A 22,578-nucleotide genomic window follows, 5' to 3' on the forward strand; every position below is an offset into this window, starting at 1 on the left:
GGCGCGCGATGGCCGGGCTGGTTGCATGCGCCCGCAGGCGCTGCGCCGATCACTTGGTCAGCGCGATGATGCCGAGAGTCAGGCCGGCAACCGCCGCCGCGCCGCCGGCGATCGCACCCGCGGTTTCCCAGTTATCCTGAGTGGTGCCCTTCATGCAGGTGTTGGTGTGCACCAGGCGCCCCTGGTCATCGTAGACCGGCACGCAGGGAGAATCGGTGGCGCATCCGGCCAACACGGCCGACAGTAACCCAACCGCAATTAACTTTTTCATACTTCGTGCCTCAATGTTCGATCACTTTGGAAAACTACGCCGAGCGATAATCACGCTACCCGGCTATTGTATGCCCAACGCGTGTAATGGCGAGGTAATGATGTGTCAGGGGATGTGATTTGGGAAAACTCCGAACGCCCGGCCGGCGGGCTTCGGCCAGTAAAAAGCCCGCGAAAACGCGGGCTTGATAGCGAGGTGAGACTCAGGCGGGATTATTTCGCCAGTTTGCGCATCACCAGGGTGGCGTTGGTGCCGCCGAAGCCGAAGCTGTTGGACATCACGGTGGTCAGCTCGCGCTGAGTCGGCTGAGTCACGATGTTCATGCCGGCCGCCTGCTCATCCAGGGTTTCGATGTTGATGCTCGGCGCGATAAAGCCGTGCTCCAGCATCAGCAGGCTGTAGATCGCTTCCTGCACGCCTGCGGCGCCCAGCGAGTGACCGGTCATCGCCTTGGTGGAGGAGATAGCCGGGGTATTGTCGCCGAACACTTCGCGAATCGCGCCCAGCTCTTTCACGTCGCCTACTGGCGTGGAGGTGCCGTGCACGTTGATGTAGTCGATCGGCGCATCCAGATCCTGCATCGCCATCTTCATGCAGCGCACCGCGCCTTCGCCCGATGGCGCTACCATGTCGGCGCCGTCAGACGTTGCGCCGTAGCCAACGATTTCCGCGTAGATGTGCGCACCGCGCGCCAGCGCGTGTTCCAGTTCTTCAACCACCACCATACCGCCACCGCCGGCGATGACGAAACCGTCACGATCGGCGTCGTAAGTACGGGAGGCTTTTTCCGGCGTGTCGTTGTACTTGGTGGACAGCGCGCCCATCGCGTCGAACTCGCAGGCCATTTCCCAGCACAGCTCTTCGCCGCCGCCGGCGAACACGATGTCCTGTTTGCCCAGCTGGATTTGCTCAACCGCGTTACCGATGCAGTGTGCGGAGGTCGCGCAAGCGGAGCTGATGGAGTAGTTCACGCCGTGGATTTTGAACGGCGTCGCCAGGCAGGCGGAAACGCCGGAAGCCATAGCTTTGGTGACCACGTATGGGCCAACCGCTTTCAGGCCGCGCGGGCTGCGCATCGCATCGGCGCCGAACACCTGGAAGCGCGGAGAACCACCGCCGGAACCGGCGATCAGGCCCACGCGCGGGTTGTTTTGATACTCTTCTTCCTTCAGGCCGGAAGAAGCGATCGCTTCTTGCATCGCCAGGAAGGCATAGATGGAAGCATCGCTCATGAAACGCACCACCTTGCGGTCGATCAGGCCGGTCGTGTCGAGCTTAACTTGCCCCCATACGTGACTACGCATGCCGGAATCTTTCAGCTCCTGGGAGAAAGTGATCCCAGAACGTCCTTCCTGCAGGCTCGCCAGGACCTCCTGCTGGTTATTACCAATGCTGGAGACAACTCCCAGGCCAGTAATCACTGCACGTTTCATTCAATACCTCTTCCACTATTTACCTACGGGATTTTGCATCGCACTTTAGCGTACAGATGTAAGCCGAACAAGTCCGATCAGCGTTTTTCAGCTTTATTGTTGTCCAGTTTGCGCCAGGGCGCCAGCGCCGTTAGAATTCGCGGCATCCCTTGAATTTCGAGCTATTGACCGTGAACCACGCCCCCATCCAAACCGCAACGCTAACCTGGAACGAACAGGGTACACCTGTTTCGAAACAGTTTGATGACGTCTATTTTTCCAATCAGGATGGGCTGGAAGAAACCCGCTATGTCTTTCTGCACGGCAACCGGCTGCCGCAGCGTTTCGCCACTCACCCGCGCCCGCTGCTGGTGGTGGCGGAAACCGGCTTCGGCACCGGGCTCAATTTCCTTACGCTGTGGCAGGCCTTCGCGGGCTTCCGCCAGGCCGAGCCGGACGCCGCGCTGCAACGCCTGCACTTTATCAGCTTCGAGAAATTCCCCCTGCAGCAGGCCGATCTGGCGGCGGCGCATGCGCGCTGGCCGGAGCTGGCTCCCTATGCCGATGAGCTGCGCGCCCAATGGCCGCTGCCGCTGCCGGGCTGCCATCGCCTGCTGTTGGCCGAAGGCCGCATTACGCTCGATCTGTGGTTCGGCGACGTCAACGAACTGCTGCCGCAGTTCGACGCCAGCATGAATAACCAGGTCGACGCCTGGTTCCTCGACGGCTTCGCACCGGCCAAAAATCCCGACATGTGGACCGAGCAACTGTTCGCCGCCATGGCGCGTTTCGCCCGGCCGGAAGGCAGCTTCGCCACCTTTACCGCCGCCGGCTTCGTGCGCCGCGGCTTGCAACAGGCCGGTTTTCAGGTCAACCGTTGCAAAGGCTTCGGCCAAAAGCGTGAGATGCTCGCCGGCTGTCTGCCGGCCGATGCGCAGCCCACGCGCCACCCGGCGCCCTGGTATCGGCGTCCGGCGGCGGACAACACCGCCGACATCGCTCTGATCGGCGGTGGCGTCGCCAGCGCGCTCACCGCGTTGGCCCTATTGCGGCGCGGCGCCACCGTCACGCTGTACTGCGCCGACGAGCAGCCGGCCGCGGGCGCATCCGGCAACCGTCAGGGGGCGATTTACCCCCTGCTGAACGGCAGCGGCGACGCGCTGGAGAGTTTCTTCAGCGCCGCGTTTCCTTTCGCCCGCCGCCAATACGACGCCCTGTTGCAACAAGGCGTCGCCTTTGATCACCAGTGGTGCGGCGTCAGCCAGCTGGCCTACGACGAAAAGAGCGGCGCCAAGATCGCCAATATGCTGAAAACCGACTGGCCGCCGGCGCTGGCGGCGGCAGCCGACCGCGAAACGCTCAGCGAACTGTGCGGCGTCGATACCGGCTTTGGCGGCATCACCTACCCGCTAGGCGGCTGGCTCTGCCCGGCCGAGCTGACGCGCGGCGCTATCGCGCTGGCGCAGCGTCAGGGCTTGGTCTGCCAATACCGGCACGATGCACAGAGGCTGACGCAGGAAGAAAACGGCTGGCGCATCGATTTCGCCCACGGCGAAAGCCGCCGCCATGCGACGGTGATCCTGGCCAACGGCCACCGGTTGGCCGAGCTGGCGCCGACGCAAGCCCTGCCGCTGTATGCGGTGCGCGGGCAGGTGTCGCACATCCCAACCTCGCCGGCCCTCGGTCAACTGAAACAGGTGTTGTGCTACGACGGCTACCTGACGCCGGTCAACGCCAACAACGGCCAACACTGCATCGGCGCCAGCTACCAGCGCGGCGACACCGCCACCGACTACCGCGAGCAGGAGCAACAGGAAAACCGCGAGCGCCTGCTGCGCTGCCTGCCGGAGCAGGCCTGGCAGCAGCAGGTGGACGTCAGCGCTCATCAGGCGCGTTGCGGCGTGCGCAGCGCCACCCGCGATCATCTGCCGATGGTCGGCGCGCTGCCGGACTATCAGGCCACGGTGACGCAGTATCAGGATTTGCAGCGGCGAAACCAGCGCGGCGAAACCGTCGCCGATGCGCCGGTCTATCCCGGCCTGTTCGCTATCGGCGGGTTGGGATCGCGCGGGCTGTGCTCGGCGCCGCTGGCAGCGGAAATTCTGGCGGCGCAGCTGTTCGGCGAACCGCTGCCGGGCGATGCGCGCCTGCTGGCGGCGTTGAATCCAAATCGGATGTGGGTGAGGAAGCTGCTGAAAGGACGTACGGTTTAATCAACCTTGAGGGGCGCGGCGGCGCGCCCCGGCATGGCGGTCAGACGGCAGGGGTAGCGGCCTGATAAAGGTTTTCCCACATGCCGCGCACCAGGATCTGATCCGGCGGCGAGAGTTCCCCGGCGGCAATCGCTTTGTGCAGGCTCTCTTCCACCCGCGCTTTCAGCGCTTCGGCAGTGTGCTCGCCCTGCTCTTCCGCTTCGGCCACCGCCAGCGTCAGATGACCGCGCAGGTAGCCACCGGCAAACAGTTCATCATCGCTGGCGTGCTCTACCATGTCATCAATCAGCGCCAAAATGCGCGCTTCGAATTCTGCGATCATCAAATTTCCTCATTAAATAACGGGCTGTGGCGTCAGTTGAGATCTTCCGGATACGGAAAATGCTCGGCCGCCAACGGTGGCGTATTGTAGAACGATTGCAACGCCTGAATAAAGCGCGCAGGCCGTGTGGGTATTCCCTGCTCCAGCAGCGTCAATACCCGGTCGCGCACCTTGCGCTGGAACGCGATGCGATCCGGCTCGCAGTCGCCGTTCAGGTTGTCGCAGCTGACGTTAAACGGGAAACCGGCCGCCACGCAGAACATCCACTCCAGCGCCTGCGGTTTGATCTCTACCGCTTCGAATTCACTCTGGGTTTGCGCGTCGCGCCCGTCCGGGCAATACCAGTAACCGAAGTCCACCCGTTGGCGGCGCGCTTCGCCGGCGATGCACCAGTGCGAGATTTCGTGCAGGCCGCTGGCGTAGAAGCCGTGGGCGAATACGATGCGGTGATACGGCAGTTCGTCGTCGGCCGGCAGGTAGATCGGCTCGTCGTCGCCCTTCACCAGGCGGGTGTTGTAGTCATCGCTGAAGCATTGATTGAAGATCTCGATCAGTTGCTCATAGTGATGGCGGGTCTGTGTGTCTGACATAAAAACTCTATAACCACAAAAATAAAGAGGCCATTATACCCGATAAGACAGGGCGCGTAAGCAACGCCCTCTCTTCATCTTTAACCGTGCACCAGGGCGCTCAACCACTGCTGAATTTCCGCGCCGTGATTGTCGTACAGCAGCTTGAGGCTCATCACCAGCGAGACGATCACGATCATCGGCCGAATCAGCTTCTGCCCGCGGGTCAGCACCATGTGGGCGCCCAAACGCGCCCCCAGCACCTGCCCCACCAGCATCACCAGACCGATGCTCCACACCACCTTGCCGCCGATGATGAACAGCGCCAACCCGCCGACGTTGGAGGTGAAGTTAAGCACCTTGGCGTGCGCCGTGGACTTGGCAAGGTTGAAACCGCACAGCGTCACATAGGCCAGCGCGTAAAACGATCCGGCGCCGGGGCCGAAGAAGCCGTCGTAAAACCCGACGCAGCCGCCGGCCACCAGCCCGAACGGCAAGGCGCCGAGACGGCGTTGACGATCTTCCTCACCCAGCCGCGGCATCAGCAGGAAGTAGAGGCCGATGCCGATCACCAGCAGCGGCAACATCTGCCGCAGCAAATCGGCGCGCATATGCTGCACCAGAATGGCGCCGGCGATCGAACCGATCAGCGTCAGAAAGATCGTCAGCTTCTGGTCGTTGAGGTTCACCGCCCGCCGACGAATAAAGTACAGGCTGGCGGAGAAGGAACCGCCGACCGACTGCAGTTTGTTGGTCGCCAGCGCCTGCGCCGGGGGAACCCCCACCGCCAGCAGGGCCGGTACCGTCAGCAACCCGCCGCCGCCGGCGATGGAGTCGATAAACCCCGCCAGCAGCGCTACTGCAAACAACACCCCGAGCATCTCGGGGCCGATGACGAACCAGTCCATGTATTATTCCGCTGCGAAGTGATTATCCAGCAATGCCTGACAGGTCGGCGGTAACGGCGGCGGCACCGGTTTACCCGGTTTGGCGTTCGGTTGATGCGGCACGAACCAGCTCGCCAGTTCGGCGCCGCAGCCGTCGCCCGGCGGCGGCGTATCCTGCTCTTTACATTCAAGGCTGTCGGCCGGGCAACGCAGGCGCACGTGCATGTGCGCGCGATGGCCGAACCACGGCCGCACCTTGTGCAACCAGGCGCGATCGGCGCCGGCGTCCAGGCACAGGCGCTGTTTGATGGCCGGGTTGACGAAGATGCGCGTCACGTCCGCATCCTGCGCCGCCAGCTTGATCAGCGACTCGATCTGCGGCTGCCATTGGCGCGCCACTACCTGCTTGCCGTCCCCTGACACCAGATCGATCGGCTGCGGCTTCAGCAGCTGCTGCGCGCTCCAGCGTTGACGCGGCAGCTGCAGCCAGATGTCGACGTCGAGCCCCGACTGGTGGCTGGCGTGGCCGCTGCTGAAGCGCCCGCCGGCCGGCATCGCCATATCGCCGATCAGCACCGTGCCCAGCGCTTTCTGATTCGCCTGGCTGCTGAGGCGCTGAATGAACGCCAACAGATCCGGGTGGCCGAAATAACGGCGCTGGTCGGTACGCATCACCTGGTAGTTCGGTGAGTTCAGCGGCAACGGCTGGGCGCCGATGACGCAGCCGTTGGCGAAACCGCCCACCGCCTGCGGCGCGCCGGCCACCGGATGATCGATTTTCTGCCACGGCGTCAGCGCCATGGCGGAGGCGGAGGCCGTCAGGGCCACCAGGCCCAACATCCAGTTTCTCATGGCGATTACCAGCGCGGCACGTCGGAAACCACATCACCGTTTTGCGCACGCTGGCGCAGCAGGTGATCCATCAGCACGATCGCCATCATCGCTTCGGCGATCGGCACGGCGCGGATACCCACGCACGGATCGTGGCGGCCGCGGGTGACCATTTCCACCGCTTCGCCCTGGCGATTGATGGTGCGGCCCGGCACCATGATGCTGGAGGTCGGCTTCAGCGCCAGATGCGCCACCACCGGTTGGCCGCTGCTGATACCGCCGAGAATGCCGCCGGCATGGTTGCTCTGGAAGCCTTCCGGGGTGATTTCATCGCGGTTTTCGCTGCCGCGCTTGGTCACCACGGCAAACCCGTCGCCGATCTCCACGCCTTTCACCGCGTTGATGCTCATCAGCGCGTGCGCCAGATCGGCGTCGAGGCGGTCAAACACCGGCTCGCCCAGGCCAACCGGCACATTTTCAGCAATCACGCTGACCTTGGCGCCGATGGAGTCGCCCTCTTTTTTCAGCGCGCGCATCAGTTCGTCCAGCGCTTCCAGCTTGTCCGGATCCGGGCAGAAGAACGGATTCTGCTCGACCTGATCCCAGTCTTTCAGCTCGCAGGTCACGTCGCCGATCTGCGCCAGATAGCCGCGCACCTGCACGCCGAACTTCTGCTGCAGGTATTTCTTGGCGATAGCGCCCGCCGCGACGCGCATCGCGGTTTCACGCGCCGAAGAACGGCCGCCGCCGCGGTAATCGCGCAGGCCGTATTTCTGTTCGTAGGTGTAGTCGGCATGCCCCGGGCGGAACACGTCTTTGATGGCGCTGTAGTCTTGCGAGCGCTGATCGGTGTTTTCAATGATCAGACCGATGCTGGTGCCGGTAGTCACGCCTTCGAATACGCCGGAGAGAATGCGCACCTGATCCGGTTCGCGACGCTGGGTGGTGTAACGCGAGGTGCCCGGACGACGGCGGTCCAGATCGTGTTGCAAATCGGCTTCGGTGAGCGGGATGCCGGGCGGCACGCCGTCGACGATACAACCCAGCGCCACCCCGTGAGATTCACCGAAGGTGGTGACGCGGAAAATCTGCCCAATACTGTTTCCTGCCATCACGGCTCCTTACCGTTAGTCTTTTATCGTTATGAGGCCCGCCGTGCGGGCCCTGGAAATGCGGTTTAGCTGCGGTAGAGGCTGAAGTGTTCCTTGCAATCCACCAGCTGCTGTTTGGTCAGCATGAACACGCCGTCGCCGCCGTTTTCGAACTCCAGCCAGGTGAACGGAATGTCCGGATATTGATCCATCAGGTGTACCATGCTGTTGCCCACTTCACAAATCAGCACGCCGTCGTCGGTCAGGTAGTCCGGCGCGCAGGCCAGGATGCGGCGCACCAGCTTCAGGCCGTCGCTGCCCGCCGCCAGGCCCAGCTCCGGCTCAAAGCGGAACTCCTGCGGCAGATCGGACATGTCTTCCGCATCGACGTACGGCGGGTTGGTGACGATCAGATCATACTGGATCGCGGGAACGTCGCGGAACAGATCGGAACGGATCGGGATCACCTGGTGTTCGACGCCGTGCGCCTGAATGTTGCGCTCGGTCACCGCCAGCACCTCGCTGGAGATGTCCACCGCGTCCACTTCCGCTTCCGGGAAAGCGTAGCCGCAGGCGATGGCGATACAGCCGCTGCCGGTACACATGTCGAGGATATGGCGTGGCGGGTGTGGGATCAGCGCGCTGAAGCGATCGTTGATCAGCTCGCCGATCGGCGAACGCGGCACCAGCACGCGCTCGTCGACGTAGAATTCCATGCCGCAGAACCAGGCCTTGTTGGTCAGGTAGGCGACCGGGATGCGCTCGTTGACGCGGCGGATCACGCGCTCAACGATGCGATGGCGCTCGCTGGAGGTCAGACGGGCGGTGTGCATGTCCTCCGGAATGTCCAACGGCAGGAACAGGCTTGGCAGCACCAATTGCACCGCTTCGTCCCACGGATTATCGGTTCCGTGACCATAATAGATATTGGCGGCGTTGAAGCGGCTTACCGTCCAGCGCAGCATATCTTGAATGGTGTGCAGTTCGTTCACTGCTTCGTCGACGAAAATTTTGTCCAATTTGCCCTCCGGCAGGCGCTGTGTTTCATGATTTAGCCGCATAGTTTGCCATGAAGCCCGCGACAAATCACGCTTGCCCCTCGCGCTTTTCACTCTGGCCCGAGTTTTGCGTCGACAGCGCTCATTCACAAGGTAAACTAGCGAAATAAACGATTTCCGGTGAATGAAGCATGAAGAACAAGCCCCCTCTGAGCCAAGACGAACAACAGCTCTTCAGAGAGTCGGTGGCGGGCGCGAAAAAGCTGCGCCAGGACACCATCGTCCACCGCCCGCCGAAGCCCAAGGTCAAACAGATTGCCCCGCAGCGGCTGCTGCAGGAGCAGGTCGATGCCAGCTATTATTTTTCAGATGAATACCAGCCGCAGCTGGAAGAAGAAGGCCCGACGCGCTACGTGCGCCCCGGCAGCAGCCCGTATGAGCTGAAGAAGCTGCGACGCGGCGATTACTCGCCGGAGCTGTTTCTCGATTTGCACGGCCTGACCCAGCTGCAGGCCAAGCAGGAACTGGGGGCGCTGATCGCCGCCTGCAAACGCGAACACGTGCACTGCGCCTGCGTGATGCACGGGCACGGCAAGCACATTCTCAAACAGCAAACGCCGCTGTGGCTGGCGCAGCATCCCGACGTGCTGGCGTTTCATCAGGCGCCGAAGGAATGGGGCGGCAACGCCGCCATCCTGCTGTTGGTGGAGCTGGCCGAGTAGCCCCCCGCCGCAGAAACGACTCAGGGCGATGTCAAACATCGCCCTGAGTTTATTCCGCACCGCATCCGCGGTTCACACTTTGGCCATCACCTGCGACGGGCTGACCTGCCATTCAAACTTGCCGTAGCTGCCGTCCGCCGGCAGATCGACGTTGGCAATCGCCGAGGTCGCGAACATCGGCGGGCACTCGCCCGGGCACAGTTCGGCCACCAGATAGCCCACCAGCGGCAGGTGCGACACGATCAGCACCGAGCTCACCCCTTGCATCGCCAGCGCCTGCAGATAGCTACCGACCTGTTCGGCGTTGCCGCCCGGCGTCAGCTCGGGCAACACTTCTTCGCCCTCCGGTAGCGTCAAGGCTTCACGCACCGTCGCCAGCGTCTGTTCGGCCCGCAGATAGGGGCTGACCAGCACGCGTTCAATATCCACAGACTTGGTGTTCAACCAGGCCGCCATCTGACGGGACTCGTCGCGGCCGCACAGGGTAAGGGGCCTTACCGCATCGCTGGCTGCCTCGAGCGCCGCCTCTCCGTGACGCATAATCAAAACTTGCATATTGCACCGCTGTTGTTGACAAAGTAACGCTATACAGAAACGCCGTGCGTGCTGTACCGCCGAGTTTTACAACCCAAAGCCAAAGCTTTAAAACGATAACGCGCCGTCTCTTTATGGCGGCCGGGCATTTTGCCTGAAAGTTTGCCTAAAGAAAACGCTGTTTTTTACAGCAATCCTCCCCGGGCAAACCTCGATTGCTCACAGAACAATCAATTCAACGGGTTAAATTTTAACCTTTCCGCCATGAAATTTATTGATGGCGGTCAAGCTAACTTACCGCTGCCGCAGCCTCGCTGTACAGCCTCACCGGCTGACGCTGTCGCAAGGAGTGATGGCGATCACAACGCGCCCCTGTTGCAACTATAGTGCAAATCGGGCCGCCCTGCGTTCAGCTCCCCAGCGGGTAAAAGCGCTCGCCCTGCTGCGCCATGCGCTGCAGGCGTTCGCACGGGGCGAAATGCTCGCCGTGCTGCTGACGCAGGTAGTCCAGCGTCTTCACCACTTTCTCGGCGCCGAGCTCGTCCATATAGCGGAACGGGCCGCCGAGGAACGGCGGGAAGCCGATGCCGAACACCGCGCCGATGTCGCCGTCGCGCGCGCTGCGGATCACGCCTTCGTCCAGGCAGCGCGCCGCTTCGTTCAGCATCATCATCACGCAGCGTTGAGCGACGGTCGCCGGCAGCATGTGCGCCTTCGGCGTGACGCCGAGCAGCGTATACAATGAGGTATCCGCACGTTTGCGCCGCTGCCGCTGCTGCCCTTCGCTCGGGTAGAGATAGAAGCCGCGGCCGTTCTTGCGCCCTTTGCGCCCGTCTTTCAGCACCGCATCGAACGCGGCAGGCGCGGCGAAGCGCGGCCCCAGCGCCTCGACCAGCACGGGAATGATCTTGGTGCCGACGTCGATGCCCACTTCATCCAGCAGGGTGATCGGGCCGACCGGGAAACCGAAGTCCACCAGCGCCTTGTCCAGCGACTCAATCGGCTCGCCTTCCAGCAGGCAGCGCGCCGCTTCGTTGATGTACGGCGCCAGGATGCGGTTGACATAAAAACCGGCGCTGTCGCCCACCACGATGGCGGTTTTGCCCTGCTTGTGCGCCAGCGCCACGGTGGTGGCGATGGTCTCTTCGCTGGTGCCGGCGTGCGGGATCACTTCCACCAGCGGCATCTTGTCCACCGGGCTGAAGTAGTGCAGGCCGATCACCTGCTGCGGCCGCTGGGCCTTTTCGGCGATGCGGCCGATAGGCAGCGAAGAAGTATTGGAGGCGAACACGGTATGCGGCGCGCAGTTGGCTTCTACCTCGGCCACCATCTGCTGCTTCAGCGCCAGATCTTCGAACACCGCCTCGACCACGATATCCACCTGTTCAAAGCCGGTGTAATCGGTAGAGCCGGAGATCAGCATCATCTGCTTTTGCCGTTCCGCCGGGCGCATGCGCTTGCGGCGCCCCCGCTTGCCGAGCACGTCCCAGCTGTATTTCAGTGCATGGTTGATACCGGTTTCATTGATGTCTTTGATGCGAACCGGCAATCCGCCGCGGGTGGCGGTGACGCAGGCGATGCCGCCGCCCATCAGGCCGCCGCCGAGAATGCCGACGCGATGCAGGGCGTGCGGCTGGGCATTGCCGCCCCGCTCCTTTTTCAGCGCGGTGGAAGCGAAGAACAGGCTGCGCAGCGCCGCCGACTGCGGCGTCATCGCCAGCTCGCCAAAGGCGCGCGCTTCAGCCTCATAGCCGCTGGCGCTGCCGTGATCCAGCCCGGTACGCACCACCTGAATGATGCGCTCCGCCGCCGGGTAGTTGCCGTGGGTTTTCGCCAACGTTTTCTTGCGCACGATGCTGAACAGCAGACTTCTGCCCAGCGGGCCGTTGAGCAGGCGATCCTGCCACGGCAGCTCGCGCTGATGCTTCCAGCCCTGCTTCACCCGCTCGATGGCGGTCTGCAACAGAATCGACTGCGGCACGGCGTCGTCCACCAACCCCATGCGCAGCGCCTGGCGGGCGCGAATGTGCTTGCCGGTCAGGATCATGTCCAGCGCCTTGGCGGCGCCGACCAGGCGCGGCAGGCGCTGCGTGCCGCCGGAGCCCGGCAGCAGACCCAGCTGCACTTCCGGCAGCCCGAGCGCGGTTTTGTCATCCAGCGAACAGACGCGGCCATGGCAGGCCAGCGCCAGCTCCAGGCCGCCGCCCAGGCAGGCGCCGTGAATGGCCGCCACTACCGGCACCGGGAACGCGGCAAGCTGCGCCAGCGTGCTCTGCCCTTTCCTGGCCAGCGTTTCCGCCTCTTTGGCGCTGGTGCAAGCGGCAATCATAGTGATGTCGGCGCCGGCGATAAACGAGTCCGGCTTGCCGGAAACGATCACCAGCCCTTCCAGCGCGCTATGCTGCTGCGCCCGGATCAGCACGTCGTTGACCTGTTCGACGAACTCGGCCTTGAGCGTGTTCACCTTGTCGCCCGGCACGTCGATGGTGATCACGCCGATGTTGTCGGGGCGAATCGTCAGCTGAAAGGCCGACGGTTTGGCGCGCTGTTCATGCAATGCGTTTTCGAAGCTCATCATTCCACCTCCACGATCATCGCGGCCCCTAACCCGCCGGCGGCGCAGGCGGTGGTCAGGCCCAGCCCGCCGCCGCGGCGTTTCAACTCATGCAGCGTCTGGGTGATCATGCGCGCGCCGGTGGCGGCGAACGGGTGGCCATAGGCGATGGAACCGCCCAAGACGTTGAATTTGTCCATGTCCACTTCGCCGATCGCCTGGCTGCGGCCAAGCTTCTCGCGGGCGAACTCTTCGCTGGCGAACATCTTCAGGTTGGCCAGCGTTTGCGCAGCGAAGGCTTCATGCATGTCGATGAGCGTCAGATCGGCCAGACCGATGCCGGCGCGATCCAGCGCCAGCGGCGTAGCGTAGGAAGGCCCCAGCAGCATGTCTTCCCACACGTCGATGGCGGCGAAGGCGAAGCTGCGCAAATAGCCCAGCGGCTGCAGCCCCAGCTCTTTGGCACGCGACTCGCTCATCATCAGCACCGCCGCCGCGCCGTCGGTCAGCGGCGTGCTGTTGGCCGCGGTGACGCTGCCATGCTTGCGATCGAACGCCGGCTTCAGCTTGGCGTAGGAAGCCAGGCTGGAATCTTTACGGATGTTGTTGTCTTCAGAAAGCTGCGCGCGGTAAGGCGGCACATAGGCGGTCATCACCTCGTCGCGCAGCCACCCTTCCCGCCAGGCCTTGGCCGCCAGCTCGTGGGAACGGTGCGCCAACGCATCCTGCGCCTCGCGGGTGATGCCGTGGCTCTTCGCCATCTGCTCGGCGGTATCGCCCATGCGCAGGCCGGTGGAATACTCCGCCACCGCCGGCGGCACCGGCATCAGATCGCGGAATTTCAGCCGGCTGAACAGTTTGAGGCGCTGCGACAGCGTGCGCGCCTTGTTGACGTCCACCAGCGTGCGCGCCAGCGCCTTGCTGACGCCGATCGGCAAGACGGAAGAAGAATCCGCCCCGCCGGCGATGCCGATGCTGATGCTGCCGGCCATGATGCTCTCCGCCACGTTGGCGATCGCCTGGAAGCTGGTGGCGCAGGCGCGCGACACGCTGTAGGCGTCGGTATGGACGCTCATGCCGGTGCCGAGCACGATTTCACGCGCGATGTTCGGCGCCTCGGGCATTTGCACCACCTGGCCGAACACCAGTTGTTCGATAAGCTGCGGATCGATGCCGCTGCGCGCCAACAGCTCGCTCACCGCCGTTTTCCCTAAATCCACCGCCGGAATGCCGTGATAGGCAGTCGCCTGTTTGGCAAAGGGGGTACGCAGTCCATTCACAATCGCAATGCGGTCACCATGACGGGTCACCAACGGCAGTGCCTTACTCATAAATGCTCCTGAAGAAAATAACGTCAGCGCAATGGGCAGAAAGAGGTCTGACCTGATGAGGTCATTGTTAACCAAACGGTTACATTTGGCAAACCGGCAGAGATCAAAACTGCGAGCAGGCGCACTTTCTATCGGGGGCGGTGTGGGGAAAGGCAATCCCCGGCACGCAGCACGCGGCGCCGGGGTAAAACGGGGATTAACGCAGGCCGAGCTGGAAGATCAGGGTTTCCGCCTGACAGGCGAAGGTAAAATCGGCCTCCAACTGCACGCCGCCGTCAACCGGTTTAATGCTACTGCTGATGTCACAAGGGTCGGATTCGACCGCGCGTGCCTTTTCGCTCAGGGCGGCCAGCATCGCCTCCGCATCTTGTTGATTGCTGAACACCTGGCTGTAGGACGCGGTGCAATCGGTGTTATCCATCACGGTGCCGACATCCACACAGCAACACGCGGCGGTTTCCTGGGCGCTGCATTTATTAATTGCATCTGACATGATTGGTTCTCCTCAAAGGCCTCGGTTATCAGCCCAAATTGCCGTTTTACTCACCGGCACAAAGCTACAAAATTCTGCAGGTATTTTACGCCTCCACGCCGGCAATCACTAGCACTTACTTTTAATGGGTGTTTTAAGTGATGGAAATCACAAATAAAAATGAGCGCCTGCTAAGGAATGGTAAGAATTTTGTTATTTACCGCTGGCGTTTTGTTAAGCAGATCTCTTTTTTGACATCAGGTTGGAAATATTTCAAAAACAAACTTGCAACATTTTCACAGGTCAGACCTATACTTCAGCCACTGGTCTGATTTGTCTGAACGATAACGGACCCTACAATCCCGCGCTCCTTGTTACCTCGTGTAACAATAGTTTAAATAATAAACACATAATGAGGTTTTGGTCATGAGCCAGAAAAACCTATTGACTAAATCAGCTCTCGCAGCTGCAGTGGCAATTATCTCTTCAAACGTGTCTGCCGCAGGATTCCAGCTGAATGAGTTCTCATCAGCTGGTTTAGGACGTTCGTATTCTGGCGAAGGCGCCATGGCGGATACGGCGGCCTCCGCAAGCCGCAACCCGGCGTTGCTGATGATGTATACCCGCCCGGAACTTTCTTTCGGCGCGGTCTTCATCGACCCGGACGTTGACATTACCGGTCAATCCCCTTCCGGCGCCAGTTTGGATTCGAAAAACATCGCGCCGACCGCCTGGGTGCCGAACCTGCATTATGTTCACCCGATTAACGATCAGTTCGCCGTAGGCGGCTCGGTCACCAGCAACTACGGTCTGGCGACCGAATTCAACGACGGCTATACCGCCGGCGCTTACGGCGGCAAGACCGATCTGACCACCCTCAACCTGAACCTCAGCGGCGCATACCGTCTGAATCAACACTTCAGCTTCGGTCTGGGCTTCGATGCGGTGTACGCCAAAGCCAAACTGGAACGTTACGCCGGTGAATTGCCGAAGCTCATCGCCGGTTCCGGCCAATTACCGCCGCAGCTAGCCGGCCCTGTTTCGCAGATCCCGGCAGATACCCAGATTTCGCACCTGAAAGGCGACGAATGGGGCTTCGGTTGGAACGCCGGTATTCTGTACGAAGTGGATGAAAACAACCGTTACGGCCTCACCTACCGCTCTGAAGTGAAAATCGACTTCGACGGCGACTACAAGAGCAGCCTGCCTTCAGCCTTCAACCCGCTGCTGGCCTCTCAAGGTCTTCCGTGGGGCACCAACGGCAACACCATTCCGGGTTCTCTGAGCCTGCACCTGCCGGAAATGTGGGAGCTGTCTGGTTACAACAAAGTGGCGCCGCAGTGGGCCATTCACTACAGCCTGGCCTACACCAGCTGGAGCCAGTTCCAGGAGCTGAGAGCCACCGGCAACAACGGCCAAACGCTGTTCGAGAAGCATGAAGGCTTCAAAGACGCTTACCGCATCGCGCTGGGTACCACCTACTTCTACGACGACAACTGGACCTTCCGTACCGGTATCGCCTTCGATGACAGCCCAGTGCCAGCACAGAACCGTTCGATTTCCATTCCGGATCAGGATCGCTTCTGGCTGAGTGCCGGTACCACCTATGCGTTCAACAAAGACGCGTCGGTCGACGTCGGCGTTTCCTACATGCACGGCCAGAAAGTCACCATCAAAGAAGGCCCTTACACCTTCAACTCTGAAGGTAAAGCCTGGCTGTATGGCGCCAACTTCAACTACCGCTTCTAATCTCGCCTGAGATGGATGCCAAAGCGCCCCGCGGGGCGCTTTTTCTTTGCCTGCCGCGTGCCGCCGGCATAAAAAACCCGCCTGCCGGCGGGTTTTTCATTGGCGTGACGCCCGTGATTACTGCGAGTCGATCTCGTCCAGTTCGCCCTGAATCGCCTTGGCGTTCGGGTTCTCTTCCGGCTTGAGCGAGCCGCCGTTGGCGATGAAGTCGTGGCGCTGGAAGTAAGCTTCGCGCACCATGATGTAAGGATCGGAGGAGTTGCGCAGCAGGCCGTCGGAATCCAGCAGCTGGGCGCGGGTTTCGATCCCCTCGACCACCCATTTGCCCGCCGACATCCAGAAGGTGAGGTAGCTCAGCATCGGATACAGCGTATCCGCAAAGTCGCCGCCGTCTTCACGCAGGGTGAAGCTGCCGTAGCCCGGCAGCATCACGTACGGGCCGTAACCCACATCGTAATGCCCCAACGTGCTGCCGAAGCGGTTCGGCTCTTCGCGCGCCAGTTTCGGGTTGGCCATGCCGGCCACGTCGATCAGGCCGCCCATCCCGAGCAGGGTGTTCAGGAAGAAGCGGTTGAAGTGAATCATCCCGCGGTAAGGGTCGCCCTTGAGGAAGGCGTTGACCATGCTGGCCGGCTCTTCCAGGTTAGAGGTGAAGTTGCTGATGCCGTTACGCGCCGGCATCGGCACGTAGTCACGCCAGGCCACCGCGGCCGGACGCAGGATATAGGGATCCAGGACGTTGTAGTTGAAGTCGAACATCGTCCGGTTGAATCCTTCCAGAGGATCGGAACGCCCTTGCGGATCGTTGTCTGGCGCGCTGGCACAGCCCACCAGTAATACCGTTGCGAATGCCACCCCAGTCAGGCGAAAGTTCATATTTTTCTCCATAAAAACACGTTCGGTCTTATTTTTCAGTGACCTGCTTGTTTATCTGAACGCTAACCTGCTCTTTACCGCTGAATGTCTGCAGCGAGCTTTCGCCGAACCAGTCCCCCGGCTGCGGCGTGGCCAATCCGTCCTGTGAGAGGCGCACACGCACCTGCACCTGATGCTGCGCCGAGAGCAGACGCTCGGGCATCATGGCGTTGCCGTCATCCAGTGAGAAAGACAGCGGAAAACGGCTCAGCGGCAATTGTTTTACCGCCACCGGCACCGGGCTAACGCCGTCAGTGACCGAAATGACCAGCGTCCCCTGCGGCGGCAAGGCTTTCGCCGCCTGCGGTGACAGCGAAACGGTCACATTCAGTTTAACATTTTCTCCGCCTGCCTGGGCTTTTGCTTGTGCAATGCTGCGCTTTATCACTTCCGCGCGCGGATCGTTGGCCGGCAGCAGCTGCAGCATCACCTGCCAGGCGCCGATCGCCTGCTTGAAATCGCCCTGTTCGAAGGCATTGAACGCCAACAGGCTCAGCACCCGCGGATCGCCGTGGTTTTCCGCGATCATGCGCCGCAGCAGCTGCGTCGCCTGCTTGTTATCCTCCGGATCGTTGGAGCGCGTCAAGACCTCGGCATAGCCGAGCCGCACTTCCAGACTATTCGGATCCAATTGATAAGCATGGGCAAACGCCTGCGTGGCGGTGGTGGCGTTGTTCAACGCCATGCCGACGCGCCCCAGCATCATCCAGTCGTTGATGTTGCGATCGTCCTGCTGCAGCGCGGTGCGCAGCCCCAGCCCGAGGCGGGCGATCTCTTCCATGCTCAGCGGTTTGGCGCGCTCATTGGCAACGCGCTCGCGCAATTCCGGCATTTGCGCCTGCACCAGACGCCAGTCCAGCACCTGCGCCAATCCGCCGGTTTTCAGATAAAAGCCAACGGTCACCGCCAGCAATAACAGCACGCCCGGCACCAGCGCCCAACGATTGATCGGTTTCGCCTGCGCCGCTTGCTCGGCCGGGATGTCGTTCAACAGGTTCTGTTGCAGCTCTTTCACCAGCTCCGGGCGCTCGGCCACCACGCCCTGCTGCTCGTCCTGCTCCAGCTCGCTGAGACGATCCTGATAAAAAGCCTTGTTCAACGCATCGCGCGTGGCGGCGCTTTGCTTGCCGTGGCGCATTGCCGGCACCACCAGCAACGCGGCGGCGCCGGCCAGCAACACGCAAATAATCAGCCAAAAAGCCATTAGGGTTTCTTCCTGTCAGTCTCTTGCAACAGCGCCGCCAGGCGCTGCCGTTCCCGTTCGGAGAATGCATCGTCCACCGCCGCGCCAGGCCGGCGCCGGGCGCGCAGGATCACCACTGCCCCGCCGATCAGCACGAACAGCAGCGGGCCGATCCACAAGATCAGCGTCGCCGGCGTCACCGGCGGTTCATAGGTGACGAAATTGCCGTAGCGCGCCACCATGTAATCAATGATCTGCTGCTTGCTTTGCCCCTGCATCATCAGCTCGTACACCTTGATGCGCATGTCGGCGGCGATGATGGCGTTGGAATCGGCAATGCTGTTGTTTTGACATTTCGGGCAGCGCAGCTGTTCGGTCAACTCGCGATACTGCTGCTCCTGCTCGACGGAGTTGAAGCGATAGGTATCGATCGCCGCGGCGGCGCTCCAGCTCAGCAGCGCGGCGCACAGCAGGACAATCAGCCTCATGCCTCACCTCCGTACTTTTTATACAGCGGCAGCACTTCCTGCTGCCAGACGCGCTCGTTCATATCGCCGGCGTGGCGATAGCGAATAATCCCCTGGCCGTCGATGAGAAAGGTCTCCGGCGCGCCGTAGACCCCGAGATCCAACCCCAGCATGCCGTCGCCGTCGTACAGGCTGAGGGCATAGGGATTGCCGAGGGAATTCAGCCAGGTCACCGCCTTGGCGCGATCGTCTTTATAGTTCAGGCCGACCACCCGCACGCCGCGCGCCGCCAGCGTGTTGAGATACTGGTGTTCCGCGCGGCAGGTCGGGCACCAGGTGGCCCAGACGTTGAGCAATATCGGCTTGCCGTCGCGCAGCACCGCCTGATCGTAGGTTTTGCCGGGCTGATCCAGCGATTCCAGCCTGAAGGTCGGCACCGGCTTGCCGATCAGCGCCGATTCCAGCATGGTCGGATCTTCGCCGCCGGCGTTGCGCGTCAGCTGCACCATCAGCGCCGCCACCAGCAGCAGGAAGAGTACCAACGGGATAAACAGCAGCTTGCGCTTCATGATTGCGTCTCCAGCTTGCCTTCGCGCTTGAGTTTTTTGCTCATGCGGTAACGCGGGTCGAGGATGCACAGCAGGCCGCCGATCGCCATAAAGACGCCGCCGAACCAGATCCAGCGCACAAAGGGTTTGTAATACAGGCGCACCGCCCAGGAACCGTCCTCCAGCTCCTCGCCCAGCGCCGCATACAGATCGCGGCTGAAACCGCCGTCGATCGCCGCCTCGGTCATCATGCTGCGCGCCACGCTGTAGTAGCGTTTCTCCGCGTGCAGCGTCGCCTCCGGCTTGCCGTTGCGCGTGACGTCGATGATGCCGACGCCGCCGCTGTAGTTCGGGCCGCGAATGTCGTGCACGTCGCGGAACACGAAGTGATAGTTGTGAATATCCACGCTGTCGCCGGCCTTCATCCGCACGTCGCGCTCCACGCTGTAGTTCTGGCTGAAGGCGATGCCGATCACCGTCACCGCCACGCCGAGGTGGCCGAGCACCATGCCCCAGTGGCTGCGGGACAGCTGGCGCAGCCCGCGCCAGAAACCGTGACGGTGGGTAGCGCGCTCATGCAGCTCCATCAGCGTCAGGATGATCACCCACAGCGCCATGATCAGGCCCACCACCGTCATGCCGGCGATGCTGTCCTGCAGCAGCCACGGCAGCAGAATCGACAGCACCAGCGTCGCCAACAGCGCCACGCCGAGGCGGCGCCACAGCTTGCTCGGCTCATCGCGGCGCCAGCGCACCAGCGGGCCGATGCCCAACAGCAGCGCCAACGGCGCCATCAGCCAGGTGAACATGGTGTTGAAGAACGGCTCGCCGATCGAGATGCTGCCCAGCCCCAGCTGTTTGTGCACCAGCGGCAGCAGCGTGCCCAACAGCACCACCAGCATGGCGGCGATCAGCAGCACGTTGTTGCCCAGCAGGAAGGTCTCGCGCGAGAAGGTCTCGTGCTGCACCCGGCTGCGCACCTGGCCGCCCTTGACCGCGTACAGCAGCAGCGAACCGCCGATCACGATCACCAGATAGGCGAGGATAAACATGCCGCGCGCCGGATCGGAGGCGAAGGAGTGCACCGAGACCAGCACGCCGGAACGCACCAGGAAGGTGCCCAGCAGGCACAGCGAAAAGGCAGTGATCGCCAGCAGCACCGTCCAGGCTTTGAACGTGCCGCGTTTTTCGGTCACCGCCAGCGAATGCATCAGCGCGGTGCCGGCCAGCCACGGCATAAAGGAGGCGTTCTCCACCGGATCCCAGAACCACCAACCGCCCCAGCCCAGCTCATAGTAGGCCCAGGCCGATCCGAGCACGATGCCCAGCGTGAGGAACACCCAGGCGGCGGTGGTCCACGGGCGCGACCAGCGCGCCCAGGCGGTGTCGAGCCGGCCGGCCATCAGCGAGGCGATGGCGAACGCGAAGGCGACCGAGAAGCCGACATAGCCCATATACAGCAGCGGCGGGTGGAAGATCAGGCCGATATCCTGCAGCAGCGGGTTGAGATCGCTGCCGTCGATCGGGAAATTCGGCAGCGTGCGGGTGAACGGATTGGAGGTCATGATGATGAACAGCAGGAAACCGGCGGTGATCATCCCCATCACCGACAGCACCCGCGCCACCGCATCCTGCGGCATCGCCCGGCTGCACAACGCCACGGCCAGCGACCAGCAGCTCAGCAGCAGCACCCACAGCAGCAGCGAACCTTCATGCGCCCCCCAGGTGGCGGCGATGCGGTAATACACCGGCAGCCGGGTATTGGAGTTGGTGGCCACGTAGGCGACGGTAAAATCGTTGACCACGAAGGCGTGCACCAGGCACAGGAACGCCAGCGCAATCGCGGCGAACATGCCGTAGGTCAGCGGCCGGGCCACCGCCATCATGCGGCTGTCCTGCCGCGCCGCGCCCCACTGCGGGTAAATGCTCAGCAGCAGCGCGATCGCCAGCGCCAGGCACAGCAGAAAACTGCCCAGTTCCGGCATCATGACTTGGCGCCCTCCGCCTGCGGCGCGTTATACGCTTCCGCCGGGCCTTTGTGGTTCTCTTTCATCGCGTCGGCCACTTCCGGCGGGGTGTATTTCTCGTCGTGTTTGGCCAGCACTTCGCGCGCGTTGACCACGTTGCCCTCACCCAGCACGCCCTGCGCCACCACGCCCTGCCCTTCGCGGAACAGGTCCGGCAGAATGCCGGTGTAGGTCACGCCGATCGCGCCGCGCGCGTCGTAAATCTTGAAGCTGACCTGCAGCGTATTGGGATCGCGTTTCACCGAGCCCGGCATCACCATGCCGCCGATGCGCAGCCGCTGGCCGACCTCGGGCTTCTCATGATTTTCGCCCTTGCCCTGCAAAATTTCACCCGGGGTATAGAACAGATCGATATTGGAGCGCAGCGCGTACAGCATCAGGGTCGCGGTCAGCGCGATGCCGATCAGCACAACGATCGCCAGATAAAGGCGGCTTTTACGACGTGGATTCACAATGATTTCTCCCGCGGTGCGGCGGATTTTTGTTTTGATTGTTGCGCATGGCGAATGCGCCGCTCGCGCGCCTGACGGCGGCCGATCTCGGCGAGCAGCTGGCGCCGTTGCCAGACGGTGTGCGCCACCAGCCCCAACAGCGAAATCAGCGTGGCGGCGACCGCCAGCCAGACATAGAAGGCGTAACCGCCCATGGCGAAAAACGCCGACCAGGAATCGAATGCGGCATTCATGACTGACGCTCCTTATTCACCAGCCCGGCGACCCACGGGCGCTGGCGTTCCTGGAACAGGATCAGATTGCGCAGGCGCATCAGCGTCAGCGTGACGAACAGCAGCAGGTAGCCGAGGATCGCCCAGCGCAGCGGGGTGCGCATGCTGGGCGCGATGGACTGCTGCATGTTGGTCGAGCCCTGATGCAGCGTATTCCACCATTCGACCGAGAAATGGATGATCGGGATATTCACCACACCCACCAGCACCAGAATCCCGGCGGCGCGGCCCGCCAGGCGGCGGTCTTCGAAAGCGTTGTACAGCGCGATGACGCCCATATAGAGGAACAGCAGCACCAGCTCGGAGGTCAGACGCGCATCCCACACCCACCAGGTGCCCCACATCGGCTTGCCCCAGGCGGAGCCGGTCACCAGCGCGATAAAGGTGAACACCGCGCCGATCGGCGCCATCGCCGCCACCACGGTATCGGACATTTTCATCTGCCACACCAGGCCGATAAACGCCGCCACCGCCATCGAGGCGTAGATGCCCATCGACCACATGGCCGCCGGCACGTGAATATAAATGATGCGGAAGCTGTCGCCCTGCTGATAATCCTTCGGCGCGAAACCAAAGCCCCATGCCCAGCCAAGCAGCAGGCAGGCCGCCGCCGCCAGCCCCAGCCAGGGGATAAAGCGGCCGCAGACGTGATACAGCCGTTCAGGCCGCGCCAGTTGATGTAACCATTTCCACATTGTCGTCAGTGCTCACGGTAATTTTTATGCGTCGGCCGCCCCGAGGGTTCGAAACGGCGAAAA

General features: G+C 62.2%; 23 protein-coding genes. 3 read left to right on the plus strand and 20 right to left on the minus strand.

Annotated elements, in window-relative coordinates; genetic code table 11:
- Positions 1-49: 49 nt before the first annotated feature.
- Both ACF8MC_RS10785 and fabB read right to left on the minus strand, forming a co-directional pair.
- Entirely contained in the window at positions 50-271 is a 222-nt protein-coding gene (locus ACF8MC_RS10785; RefSeq protein ID WP_004936201.1) for a hypothetical protein, read from the minus strand.
- A 212-nt stretch (positions 272-483) separates the two neighbouring features.
- Positions 484-1,704 (minus strand): beta-ketoacyl-ACP synthase I, encoded by a 1,221-nt coding sequence (fabB, locus tag ACF8MC_RS10790; protein ID WP_039564934.1) that lies wholly within the window; start codon positions 1,702-1,704, stop codon positions 484-486.
- Positions 1,705-1,874: 170 nt separating this feature from the next.
- On the opposite strand from fabB, the gene mnmC reads away from it, so the two are divergent.
- The gene (gene mnmC / locus ACF8MC_RS10795) at positions 1,875-3,896 is read left to right on the plus strand and encodes a bifunctional tRNA (5-methylaminomethyl-2-thiouridine)(34)-methyltransferase MnmD/FAD-dependent 5-carboxymethylaminomethyl-2-thiouridine(34) oxidoreductase MnmC (protein WP_164105201.1); all 2,022 of its coding nucleotides are present in this window, start codon (positions 1,875-1,877) and stop codon (positions 3,894-3,896) included.
- 40 nt (positions 3,897-3,936) lie between these two features.
- On the opposite strand, the gene ACF8MC_RS10800 is transcribed toward mnmC, so the two are convergent.
- From ACF8MC_RS10800 to prmB, 6 genes are all read right to left on the minus strand, one after another.
- Positions 3,937-4,218, minus strand: a complete 282-nt coding sequence (locus tag ACF8MC_RS10800) for a YfcL family protein (RefSeq protein WP_060438443.1) — start codon at positions 4,216-4,218, stop codon at positions 3,937-3,939.
- 32 nt (positions 4,219-4,250) lie between these two features.
- The gene (locus ACF8MC_RS10805; protein WP_060424372.1) at positions 4,251-4,808 is read right to left on the minus strand and encodes an elongation factor P hydroxylase; all 558 of its coding nucleotides are present in this window, start codon (positions 4,806-4,808) and stop codon (positions 4,251-4,253) included.
- 80 nt (positions 4,809-4,888) lie between these two features.
- Positions 4,889-5,695 carry a sulfite exporter TauE/SafE family protein gene (locus ACF8MC_RS10810; protein ID WP_033635385.1) on the minus strand — a complete coding sequence of 269 codons (807 nt, stop codon included), beginning with the start codon at positions 5,693-5,695 and terminating at the stop codon, positions 4,889-4,891.
- 3 nt (positions 5,696-5,698) lie between these two features.
- The gene (gene mepA, locus ACF8MC_RS10815; protein WP_060424374.1) at positions 5,699-6,526 is read right to left on the minus strand and encodes a penicillin-insensitive murein endopeptidase; all 828 of its coding nucleotides are present in this window, start codon (positions 6,524-6,526) and stop codon (positions 5,699-5,701) included.
- Positions 6,527-6,531: 5 nt separating this feature from the next.
- Positions 6,532-7,617: a chorismate synthase gene (gene aroC, locus ACF8MC_RS10820; protein WP_033635387.1), complete on the minus strand. Its 1,086-nt coding sequence runs from the start codon at positions 7,615-7,617 to the stop codon at positions 6,532-6,534.
- A gap of 65 nt (positions 7,618-7,682) precedes the next feature.
- Entirely contained in the window at positions 7,683-8,615 is a 933-nt protein-coding gene (gene prmB / locus ACF8MC_RS10825) for a 50S ribosomal protein L3 N(5)-glutamine methyltransferase (protein WP_033648158.1), read from the minus strand.
- 170 nt (positions 8,616-8,785) lie between these two features.
- Here prmB and smrB point away from each other — a divergent pair, with 170 nt between their 5' ends.
- Entirely contained in the window at positions 8,786-9,316 is a 531-nt protein-coding gene (smrB, locus tag ACF8MC_RS10830) for an endonuclease SmrB (RefSeq protein WP_033635388.1), read from the plus strand.
- Between the two features lie 72 nt (positions 9,317-9,388).
- Here smrB and sixA read toward each other — a convergent pair whose 3' ends face one another.
- The 4 genes from sixA to ACF8MC_RS10850 form a co-directional block, all read right to left on the minus strand.
- Entirely contained in the window at positions 9,389-9,871 is a 483-nt protein-coding gene (gene sixA, locus ACF8MC_RS10835) for a phosphohistidine phosphatase SixA (RefSeq protein ID WP_004936230.1), read from the minus strand.
- Between the two features lie 388 nt (positions 9,872-10,259).
- The gene (gene fadJ, locus ACF8MC_RS10840; RefSeq protein WP_164105237.1) at positions 10,260-12,425 is read right to left on the minus strand and encodes a fatty acid oxidation complex subunit alpha FadJ; all 2,166 of its coding nucleotides are present in this window, start codon (positions 12,423-12,425) and stop codon (positions 10,260-10,262) included.
- Entirely contained in the window at positions 12,425-13,735 is a 1,311-nt protein-coding gene (gene fadI, locus ACF8MC_RS10845; protein WP_060419194.1) for an acetyl-CoA C-acyltransferase FadI, read from the minus strand. Before fadI ends, fadJ begins: the two co-directional genes overlap by 1 nt.
- Positions 13,736-13,931: 196 nt before the next feature.
- Entirely contained in the window at positions 13,932-14,228 is a 297-nt protein-coding gene (locus tag ACF8MC_RS10850; RefSeq protein ID WP_072145088.1) for a YfcZ/YiiS family protein, read from the minus strand.
- A 405-nt stretch (positions 14,229-14,633) separates the two neighbouring features.
- Here ACF8MC_RS10850 and fadL point away from each other — a divergent pair, with 405 nt between their 5' ends.
- Positions 14,634-15,956 carry a long-chain fatty acid transporter FadL gene (gene fadL / locus ACF8MC_RS10855; protein WP_033648086.1) on the plus strand — a complete coding sequence of 441 codons (1,323 nt, stop codon included), beginning with the start codon at positions 14,634-14,636 and terminating at the stop codon, positions 15,954-15,956.
- Between the two features lie 117 nt (positions 15,957-16,073).
- On the opposite strand, the gene mlaA is transcribed toward fadL, so the two are convergent.
- From mlaA to ACF8MC_RS10895, 8 genes are read right to left on the minus strand one after another with little or no spacing between them, the layout of a single operon-like run.
- Positions 16,074-16,832 (minus strand): phospholipid-binding lipoprotein MlaA, encoded by a 759-nt coding sequence (gene mlaA, locus ACF8MC_RS10860; protein ID WP_164105200.1) that lies wholly within the window; start codon positions 16,830-16,832, stop codon positions 16,074-16,076.
- A gap of 28 nt (positions 16,833-16,860) precedes the next feature.
- On the minus strand, positions 16,861-18,075 hold the full coding sequence (ccmI, locus tag ACF8MC_RS10865) for a c-type cytochrome biogenesis protein CcmI (protein WP_033653727.1): 1,215 nt from the start codon (positions 18,073-18,075) through the stop codon (positions 16,861-16,863).
- On the minus strand, positions 18,075-18,542 hold the full coding sequence (locus tag ACF8MC_RS10870; protein ID WP_164105199.1) for a cytochrome c-type biogenesis protein: 468 nt from the start codon (positions 18,540-18,542) through the stop codon (positions 18,075-18,077). Before ACF8MC_RS10870 ends, ccmI begins: the two co-directional genes overlap by 1 nt.
- On the minus strand, positions 18,539-19,090 hold the full coding sequence (locus ACF8MC_RS10875) for a DsbE family thiol:disulfide interchange protein (protein WP_015378623.1): 552 nt from the start codon (positions 19,088-19,090) through the stop codon (positions 18,539-18,541). Before ACF8MC_RS10875 ends, ACF8MC_RS10870 begins: the two co-directional genes overlap by 4 nt.
- Positions 19,087-21,057, minus strand: a complete 1,971-nt coding sequence (locus ACF8MC_RS10880; protein WP_164105198.1) for a heme lyase CcmF/NrfE family subunit — start codon at positions 21,055-21,057, stop codon at positions 19,087-19,089. The genes ACF8MC_RS10875 and ACF8MC_RS10880 overlap by 4 nt, the downstream gene beginning before the upstream one ends.
- Positions 21,054-21,548, minus strand: coding sequence for a cytochrome c maturation protein CcmE (gene ccmE, locus ACF8MC_RS10885; RefSeq protein WP_004936264.1), 495 nt, complete (start codon positions 21,546-21,548; stop codon positions 21,054-21,056). Before ccmE ends, ACF8MC_RS10880 begins: the two co-directional genes overlap by 4 nt.
- Positions 21,545-21,781 (minus strand): heme exporter protein CcmD, encoded by a 237-nt coding sequence (gene ccmD / locus ACF8MC_RS10890; RefSeq protein WP_004936267.1) that lies wholly within the window; start codon positions 21,779-21,781, stop codon positions 21,545-21,547. Before ccmD ends, ccmE begins: the two co-directional genes overlap by 4 nt.
- Positions 21,778-22,515 carry a heme ABC transporter permease gene (locus ACF8MC_RS10895; protein ID WP_004936270.1) on the minus strand — a complete coding sequence of 246 codons (738 nt, stop codon included), beginning with the start codon at positions 22,513-22,515 and terminating at the stop codon, positions 21,778-21,780. The genes ccmD and ACF8MC_RS10895 overlap by 4 nt, the downstream gene beginning before the upstream one ends.
- Positions 22,516-22,578: the final 63 nt, after the last annotated feature.

Origin of the sequence: Serratia sp. LACPHL-BACT-2024-00286 (assembly GCF_043109535.1) — a bacterium.
Classification (GTDB): Bacteria; Pseudomonadota; Gammaproteobacteria; order Enterobacterales; family Enterobacteriaceae; genus Serratia; species Serratia sarumanii.

Bases quoted from the DNA above. Each gene is read 5' to 3' on its own strand.
- ACF8MC_RS10785 (WP_004936201.1), bottom strand. From the start codon at position 271: ATGAAAAAGTTAATTGCGGTTGGGTTACTGTCGGCCGTGTTGGCCGGA.
- fabB (WP_039564934.1), bottom strand. From the start codon at position 1,704: ATGAAACGTGCAGTGATTACTGGCCTGGGAGTTGTCTCCAGCATTGGT.
- ACF8MC_RS10800 (WP_060438443.1), bottom strand. From the start codon at position 4,218: ATGATCGCAGAATTCGAAGCGCGCATTTTGGCGCTGATTGATGACATG.
- ACF8MC_RS10805 (WP_060424372.1), bottom strand. From the start codon at position 4,808: ATGTCAGACACACAGACCCGCCATCACTATGAGCAACTGATCGAGATC.
- ACF8MC_RS10810 (WP_033635385.1), bottom strand. From the start codon at position 5,695: ATGGACTGGTTCGTCATCGGCCCCGAGATGCTCGGGGTGTTGTTTGCA.
- mepA (WP_060424374.1), bottom strand. From the start codon at position 6,526: ATGAGAAACTGGATGTTGGGCCTGGTGGCCCTGACGGCCTCCGCCTCC.
- aroC (WP_033635387.1), bottom strand. From the start codon at position 7,617: ATGGCAGGAAACAGTATTGGGCAGATTTTCCGCGTCACCACCTTCGGT.
- smrB (WP_033635388.1), top strand. From the start codon at position 8,786: ATGAAGAACAAGCCCCCTCTGAGCCAAGACGAACAACAGCTCTTCAGA.
- sixA (WP_004936230.1), bottom strand. From the start codon at position 9,871: ATGCAAGTTTTGATTATGCGTCACGGAGAGGCGGCGCTCGAGGCAGCC.
- fadJ (WP_164105237.1), bottom strand. From the start codon at position 12,425: ATGAGCTTCGAAAACGCATTGCATGAACAGCGCGCCAAACCGTCGGCC.
- fadI (WP_060419194.1), bottom strand. From the start codon at position 13,735: ATGAGTAAGGCACTGCCGTTGGTGACCCGTCATGGTGACCGCATTGCG.
- ACF8MC_RS10850 (WP_072145088.1), bottom strand. From the start codon at position 14,228: ATGTCAGATGCAATTAATAAATGCAGCGCCCAGGAAACCGCCGCGTGT.
- fadL (WP_033648086.1), top strand. From the start codon at position 14,634: ATGAGCCAGAAAAACCTATTGACTAAATCAGCTCTCGCAGCTGCAGTG.
- mlaA (WP_164105200.1), bottom strand. From the start codon at position 16,832: ATGAACTTTCGCCTGACTGGGGTGGCATTCGCAACGGTATTACTGGTG.
- ccmI (WP_033653727.1), bottom strand. From the start codon at position 18,075: ATGGCTTTTTGGCTGATTATTTGCGTGTTGCTGGCCGGCGCCGCCGCG.
- ACF8MC_RS10870 (WP_164105199.1), bottom strand. From the start codon at position 18,542: ATGAGGCTGATTGTCCTGCTGTGCGCCGCGCTGCTGAGCTGGAGCGCC.
- ACF8MC_RS10875 (WP_015378623.1), bottom strand. From the start codon at position 19,090: ATGAAGCGCAAGCTGCTGTTTATCCCGTTGGTACTCTTCCTGCTGCTG.
- ACF8MC_RS10880 (WP_164105198.1), bottom strand. From the start codon at position 21,057: ATGATGCCGGAACTGGGCAGTTTTCTGCTGTGCCTGGCGCTGGCGATC.
- ccmD (WP_004936267.1), bottom strand. From the start codon at position 21,781: ATGAATGCCGCATTCGATTCCTGGTCGGCGTTTTTCGCCATGGGCGGT.
- ACF8MC_RS10895 (WP_004936270.1), bottom strand. From the start codon at position 22,515: ATGTGGAAATGGTTACATCAACTGGCGCGGCCTGAACGGCTGTATCAC.